Annotated in this window: 6 protein-coding genes; all 6 read right to left on the bottom strand. The window is 68.5% G+C overall.

Going from position 1 to position 7,482, the window contains the following annotated elements; translation table 11 throughout:
- Positions 1-346, bottom strand: a 346-nt coding sequence (locus tag VEG08_13200) for a YncE family protein (GenBank protein HXZ28943.1), incomplete at its 3' end; no start/stop codon positions are given.
- A gap of 13 nt (positions 347-359) precedes the next feature.
- Positions 360-1,751 (bottom strand): M48 family metallopeptidase, encoded by a 1,392-nt coding sequence (locus tag VEG08_13195; protein HXZ28942.1) that lies wholly within the window; start codon positions 1,749-1,751, stop codon positions 360-362.
- A gap of 67 nt (positions 1,752-1,818) precedes the next feature.
- Positions 1,819-4,980: an efflux RND transporter permease subunit gene (locus VEG08_13190; GenBank protein HXZ28941.1), complete on the bottom strand. Its 3,162-nt coding sequence runs from the start codon at positions 4,978-4,980 to the stop codon at positions 1,819-1,821.
- Positions 4,981-4,995: 15 nt separating this feature from the next.
- Positions 4,996-6,258 (bottom strand): efflux RND transporter periplasmic adaptor subunit, encoded by a 1,263-nt coding sequence (locus VEG08_13185; protein ID HXZ28940.1) that lies wholly within the window; start codon positions 6,256-6,258, stop codon positions 4,996-4,998.
- A 68-nt stretch (positions 6,259-6,326) separates the two neighbouring features.
- On the bottom strand, positions 6,327-6,779 hold the full coding sequence (locus VEG08_13180; protein HXZ28939.1) for a hypothetical protein: 453 nt from the start codon (positions 6,777-6,779) through the stop codon (positions 6,327-6,329).
- Between the two features lie 37 nt (positions 6,780-6,816).
- Positions 6,817-7,482 (bottom strand): TolC family protein (locus VEG08_13175; protein ID HXZ28938.1); only part of this gene is annotated, 666 nt, incomplete at its 5' end.

Here is a 7,482-nt window from a genome sequence, read left to right as displayed (position 1 = left end):
CCTGCACCTTCAGCGTAGCCAGGTCGAAGACGGTGGACATGGCTTCGCGGCCGTTGCTGGTGTAGCCGCGTCCCCCGGCCAGGGCCACGCCGTGCACGCCCGCGGTGTCGGGGACGTCGCCCGTCACCTTCCAGGTATCGGTGCTCACCACCATCACGTGCGTACCGCGGGTGATGAACAGCCGGTGCGAACCGGGATCGTACGTCAGGTAGTCCCAGAAACCCTCCCCGCCCAGGACCACGGTCTTGGTGAGCTTGTAATGAGGCGGGGAACCGGCGGTGGCGGCCGGGACCAGGCACAGCAACAGCATGACCAGCAGCAAACCGCATAAACAACGAGCTTTCATGATGCTCCTCCGTTCATTGGGGAGACGGCCGGCTGGAGCCCGGGGTTGCGGGCCCGGAGCCGGGCTGCGTCTCCATCAGTTTCAGGTTCTCCGCCTTCCACTCCATGGCGTCGTGGATGCGCCGGCGGCCGCTGGGGTGGTCATAGAAGATCCACTCCTCGACCTGCCCCGGCTCCATCTTGCGGTACTCCCCCAAGTGGATGGCCGCCTGGGCGAAGCCGTCGGGCTGGCGGCTGGCGTTCAGACCGTACATGTCGGCCTCGTGCTCCTGGGTGCGGGTGAAGGTATTGAAGACCGGGGTGAGCACGAAGAAGTAGAGCGAGCCCAGCAGGACCACCAGCGGCAGGACGGCGGTGTCGCCCACCCCCCGGATCTGCCACTTCTCGCCCCAGCGCTGCAGCGCCCACTGCAGCGACCAGGCCAGGTAGGCGAAGAAGATCACCGCCATCACGCTGAGGAACAGCATGCCGTTGTAGATGTGGTCGAGTACGTAGTGGCCCATCTCGTGCCCCATCACCGCCTGGATCTCCTCCGGCGAGCCGCGGTGCAGGAGGTTGTCGTTGAGGGTGATGCGCATGGTGTTCCCGAAGCCGCTCACGTTGGCGCTCATGCGGGTGGACTTGGTGGATTCGTCGATCTCATAGACGTCGCGCACGGGGATGCCGTTGGCCCGCGCCAGGCTCAGGATGGGCTGCGTGATCCTGGGGTCCTCGAGCCGCTTGGGATGGTAGAAGATGGGCTGCAGGAAGACGGGGCCGATCAGGACCAGGAATACGAGGAACACCATGCTCACCACCGCGCCCAGCACCGGCCAGCGCCGCGGGAAACGCCGCACCACCCCGAACAGCAGCATGACCAGGATGCCGCCCATCACCAGCCCCACCAGCAAGCCCTTGACCTGGTCGCCCACCCAGGGGCCGAAGCTCTGCGTGGCCAGCCCGTACTTGTGCTCGCGGGAGTAGCCTTCGTACACGGTCAGCGGGAAGCCCAGCACGGTGGCGACCAGCAGGTACTGGAACCAGTACAGCGCCGTCTGCAGCGGCTTGAAGCGGGTGATGCGCTCGGCCAGGTTACGCATGCGCGCCGACCAGCGCAGGTTCAGCAGCAGCAGCGCGATGACGGCGCCGTAGAGGAAGTCCCACAGGATCAGCCAGTATCCGCCCTCGAAGTAGGCGTCGGAGCGGGCTTTGCTCTCGGCCGGGATCTCCGCCAGGTAGGCACGAGTGGCGGCTTCCGCGTTGAAGTTCGGAGAAGGCTGGGCCTCCGGCGGCACCGTGATCACCGAAGGCATGGCCGTGAGCGGCTGTTGCCCTGGCGGGGGCGCCGCTTGCGCCGCCAGCATCATCGGGAAGACAGCGAGTATCGCCAACATGGGCAGCCGCCGGCGCCATCCACGCAGAGCCATGCTTTCCTCCTTGCTCCCGGAACCCCGGAAAACCCGCAAGTATATACGAGCGGGGCGCGCCAGAACCTCACGACCCTCCCCCGGAAGCATGCCCGCTCATATAGAAGTGCACGGCCGGGGTGATGACCAGCGAGAGCGCCATGGAGACGAGGATGCCGCCGATGACGGCGATGGCCAGGGGCTTCAGCATCTCGGAGCCCGCGCCCAGGCCCAGCGCCAGGGGCAGCATGCCCGCCACCGTGGCCAGCGCGGTCATCACGATGGGGCGCAGGCGCCGCCGCCCCGCCTGCAGGATGGCCTCGGCGGCGCTCAGGCCTTCCCCGCGGTACTTCTGCTCCGCATCCAGCAGCAGGATCCCGTTCTTGGCCACGATGCCCACCACCATGATCAGGCCCATGAAGGAGGCGATGTTGAAGCTGGTGCGGGTGAGGAGCAGCGCCAGGACCACGCCCGAGGTGGAAAGCAGCGCCGAGGAGAGGATGGCCACGGGCGCGGCGAAGCTGCGGAACTCCATCAGCAGCACCAGGAAGACCAGCACCACCGCCAGCAGCAGCACCACCATCAGGTCGTGGAAGGAGCGCTGCTGCTCCTCGTAGGTCCCGCCGTAGACCACGCGGATGCCGGCGGGCAGCTTCATCCCGGCCACCACCTTCTGCGCCGCGGCCATGCCACTGCCCAGGTCGAGGCCTTCCAGGCGGGCGGTGACGGCCACGTCGCGCTGCAGGTTCTCGCGCCGCACCTCGGTCTGTCCCGGCAATTCGCTCAACTGCGCCAGCGAGCCCAGGGTGGCGGTGGTGCCGCTGCTGCTGTTGAGCAGCGTGTTCTTCATGGCCTCGAGTGAGGCGCGGTTGGCGGCGGGAAAGCGCACGCGGATGGTGTAGGCGCGGTCGTTGGCCACCACCGGATTGGCCGCGGGCTCGCCCTGCAGGATGGCGGAGGCGTCGGTGGCCACCTCCTCGGGGGTGAAGCCGGCGCGCGCCGCCAGTACCGGGTCCACCTGGAAGACCACGGCGGGGCCGCTGATGGAGTTCTCGATGCCGTCCAGCACGTCCACCACGTGCGGGACCTTGCGCAGCGCCTCGCCTACCTGCGGCGCCCACTGCCGCAGCAATTCCGGGTCGGTGGAGAAGAGCTTCACCTGGATGGGCTCGGGAGCGCCGGTCAGGTCGCCGATCATGTCCTGCAGCACCTGGATGAACTCCACGTCCACCGCCGGTTCCTGCTGGGCGATCTGGGCGCGGGCGTCAGCCATGATCTCGTCGATGTCGCGGCGCCGCCCCGGCTTGAGTTTGACCGAAATGTCGCCGGTGTTGGCCTCGGTCACCGCCGCCAGTCCCAGTTGCAGCCCGGTGCGCCGCGAGGTGCTCTCCACCTCCGGCATGGCGCGCAGGATCCGCTCCATGTGGCCGACCACACGGTCGGTCTCCTCCAGCGAGCTGCCCGCGGGCATGATGTAATCCACGATGAAGCCGCCCTCGTCCATCGTCGGCAGCAGGTCGGTGCCCAGGGCCTTGTAGCAGCCGAGCGACGCCACCACCAGAAGCCCGGCGAGCAAGGCCAGCACGCCCGGACGCGCCAGCGCGAAGCGCAGCCAGCGTTCGTAGAACTTCACCAGGCGGCCGAAGCGCCCGGTGAGCGCTGCGTCCTCGACCTGCGCGAGCGGCTCGGCGGTCGGCGGCGGGGCCGGTGGGTCCGCAGCTGCCTTGGGCTCGCGGATCAAGTACTGGCTGAGGTTGGGCGTCCAGGTCAGAGCCAGGGCGAGCGAGGTCAGCAGGGCGGCGCTCATGGTCACCGCCAGCGCGCGGAAGAAGACGCCGGTCACCCCGGTGATGGTGATCAGCGGCAGGAAGACCACGATCGGAGTGAGCGTGGAGCCCACCAGGGGCACGGTGATCTCGCGCAGCCCGCTGCGGATGGCCTCCAGCCGCCCCTGGCCGGTGTCGCGGTGCAGCACGATGTTCTCCACCACCACGATGGCGTCGTCGATGACCAGCCCCACCGCCGCCGCCAGCCCGCCCAGGGTCATCAGATTGAAGCTCTGCCCCAGCACCCGCAGCACGATCACGGTCACCAGCAGGGTGACGGGGATGACCAGACCGGCCACGATCGAGGTCCCCCAGTCGCGCAGAAACACCACCATGATGATGCAAGCCAGGATGAGGCCGATGAGGATGGCGTCGCGCACGCTCCCAATCGACTGGCTCACGATCTCCGACTGGTCATAGAAGGGCTTCAGCTCGATGCCCGGGGGCAGGGCGGCGCGAATCGCGTCTACCTCGTCGTGCACCTCGTTGGCCACGGTCAGGGTGTTGCTGAGCGGCTGGCGGTTGATGCTGAGCAGCACCGCCGGCTTCCCGTTGGCGGTGACGATGGTGTACACGGGCTTGACCGCGGGCGCCACCCGGGCCACGTCGCCGATGCGGATGGGTACCCCCGCGGGCGTGCTCTTGATCACGATGTTGCCGATCTGCGCCGGATCCTGCACCTGCCCGTTCACCAGGCCCAGGTAGAGCTGGTGATTGCGCTCCAACAGCCCTGGCGACTCGATCAGGTTGGTCCGGCGGATGGCCTCCAGGATGTCGGGCACGGTCACCGAGGCCTGCAGCAGCTTGGCCGGGTCGGGCGTGATCTGGAACTCCGGCACCTGCCCGCCCTGCACCAGCACCGTGGCCACCCCGTCCAGGCGGTTGAGCCGCGGCTTGATCTCGTAGGTGGCCAGCTCCCACAACTGCGTGGGCGGGACCCGGTCGGAGGTCAGGCTGTAGCCCAGGATGGGGAAACTGGCGAAGGTGAGGCGGTGGCTCTCGATGCGGGCGGTGGCCGGCAGCTCCGACTGCGCCCGCGAGAGCGCCGCGTCCACCAGCTGCAGCGTCTGCACCATGTCCACGTTCCAGTCGAAGAACAGGTCCACCTCGGCGGAGCCGCGGCTGGTGATGGAGCGCACCGCCTGCAGTCCGGGAACGCTGTTCACCGCCTCTTCGATGGGGCGCGTCACCGTCACCATCATCTGGTCGATGGGCATCACCCCGTTGTCCACCCCGATCACGATGCGCGGGAAGTCGGTGGAGGGGAAGACCGCCACCGGCAGGGTGAAGGCCAGGTAGCCGCCCACCGCCGCCAGAGTCACGATCAGGAAGAGGATGCTCTTGGCATGGCGCGTGAACCAGTAGGTGGACTGCTCCGCCTCGCTGGGGCCGGGTCCGGGATGGAAAAATGAGCGCAAGCCCATACGCGCTGGGGTGTGCTACTGGTGGTCGGGGCCCGAGGAATCCGTCTTGCCCGCGCCTCCCTGGGCGTTCCCGGGTTCCTCCACCTTGACGCGGGTGTTGTCGGGCAGGCCGTAGGCGCCGGTGGTGACCACGCGCTCGCCCGCCTGCAGCCCGGCGGTGATCTGGACCTCGCTGTCGTGGCGGATGCCCGCCTGCACGCTGCGCTGGTGCGCGCGCCCGTCCGCGCCCACCACCATCACCGAGGTCGTACCCTCGCTGCTCAGCAGCGCCGCCGCCGGCACCACCACCGCGCCCGGCACGTGCTCGGCCACGATCACGACCCGCGCGCTGGTGCCGGGGCGCAGCTTGTTGTCCTTATTCGCCGCCTGCACCCAGACCTCGAGGGTGGTGCTGCCCGGGTCCACCGCCGGGCTCACCAGCGCGACCTTGGCGGGGACGGCCTCCTCCGTGCCCGTGGTCAGCGTGGCCGCGTCGCCTACCTTGAGCAACGCCGCCTCTTCCTGGGGCACGTGGATGCGGCAGATGACCTGCGACAGGTCCATCACCGTGATCAGGGGCTCGCCCGCGGCCGCCATCTGCCCGGGATAGAGCGGGCGCTCGGTGACCACGCCGTCGATGGGGCTGCGGATCTCGGAGTAGCCGAGCTGGGCCGCCGCGCCCAGATACTTGCCCTTGGCCGCCGCCAGTTCCCCAGAAGCGGCGCGCAGTTGCTGCTGCTTCCCTCCGGCCTCGAGTGCGGCCAGATGCTGGCGCGCGATCTCGTACTGGTTGCGCGCTTCGGTGAGCGCCACCCCTGCCTGGTCCAGCTCCTTGCGCGGCAGCGCGCCTTCCTTGTAGAGCTGCTCGCGGCTGGCGTAGACCTTCTGCTGCGCCTCGTAGGCGGCCCGCGCCGCCTTCTCGTCCCCTTCCGCTTTCTTCATGGCCTCGGGGACGCCGGCCTGGGTGGTGGTCTCATAGGTGGCCTGCGCCTGCTCGTAGGCGCCCTTGCTCTCCATCTCGGCCGCCGCCAGGTCCTGGTTCTCCAGCACCGCCAGCAACTGCCCGCGCCGCACCTTGCTGCCCTTCTCCACCAGGAAGCGCCGCACCGGCGCGCTGATCTTGGGAGTGAGCACCGCTCCTTGCAGGGGATAGAGGACGCCCTCCGCCTCCACCACCCGGTCGATGCTGGTGCGTTGGGCGGGCGCCGCCTGCACGCTGACCACGGGCTCTTTGTCGCCGGACTGGGAACATCCGGCGAGCCACACCAGCACCGTCGCGACAGAAGCAAACGCCAGCATCCGGAAGTTTGCCCGGATCTTCGTCTTCCCTCCTCCCATCTCGCCAGCCTCGTTCCTATGATACGGGATTACTCGGGATGCTTGAGGGTTTCGCCGTTGGGGCCCACCTGGACCTCCGACCTCTTGCCTTGGGTACGCAGCTGCGCCTCGTACGCCACCAGCTTCCCTCCTTTGGTGAGGGACTCCACTTTGGTGATGGTGCCCGCGCCCGCCTTCCTTTGGAGCGCGTCCCGCACCGCCGCGGGCAGCGCTTCCAGGGCCACCTGCTCTTCCACCTCGAGGACAGTGCCGTCGGCCGCGATGGTCACATCCTCGCCGTGACCGTTGACCGTCAACTGGACTTCGTACACCAGCTTGCCATCCTCGACCTCGCTGGAGTAGCCGCGCACCGTGGCTCCCCGGCTCAACTCGGCCGCCGTCCTCCGCACCGCCGCCGGCAGGTCGGACTGCCGGAGCGGCTTTTCCTTGCCTGGCATGCTGGCTGCAACGAGCAGGGCCAGCGCCAGGGTCGTGAGCATCATCGTCGCATTCCTGACTCTCATCGGTTCCTCCTGTTTCTTAGAAGCTCCCCGTGAGCGTTTGCAGATTGGCCAGGGCGACGCGGTAGCGGGCCTCGCCGTCATCGTAGGCGTTGCGCGCCGCGATGAGCGTGTTCTGCGCGTCCACCACCTCCAGCACCGAGACCTCGCCCGCCTGGTAGCGCAGGGTGGTCAGGCGCTGGCTTTGCTCCGCCAGTTCGGCGGAATTTCGCAGCGTCTCCAGTTCGTCCCGCGCCGTCTCCGCCTCCCCGTAAAAAGACTCCAGGTTGGCCAAGAGCTCGCGCTGGGCCGCGCTCAGCTCCAGGCGCGCCTGCTGCCGCCGCAACTGCGCCTGCTTCACCTTGCTCTGCGTCGCTCCCCAGTTCCACACGGGGAAGTTGAGGGTGACGGCCGCGGCGTAGCCCAGGTTCAGGATGGGACCAGTGTGCGTGGCGAAGGTGTTGGCATCGATGCCGTACCAGTAGTCGAAGCTGAGCGAGGGCAGATGCCCGCCCCAGGCCGCCGTGACTTCGTGGTCGGCCACCTGCACCGCGGCCAGCGCCGCGCTCAGCTCCGGGTTGTTGCGCGAGGCCATCTGCCGCACCTCGCCGGGCGAGGGCAGCGGCGGTGGCAGCCGCAGGTCGTCCACCACCGAGAAGTTCTGCTGGAAGTCGGGGAACAGCAGCACCGCCAGCGCCAGCCGCGC

The organism is Terriglobales bacterium, from assembly GCA_035624475.1.
GTDB lineage: Bacteria > Acidobacteriota > Terriglobia > Terriglobales > Acidobacteriaceae > DASPRL01.
Note: the sequence above shows the minus strand (reverse complement) of the source record. Positions and strands in the feature narration are given on the sequence as shown.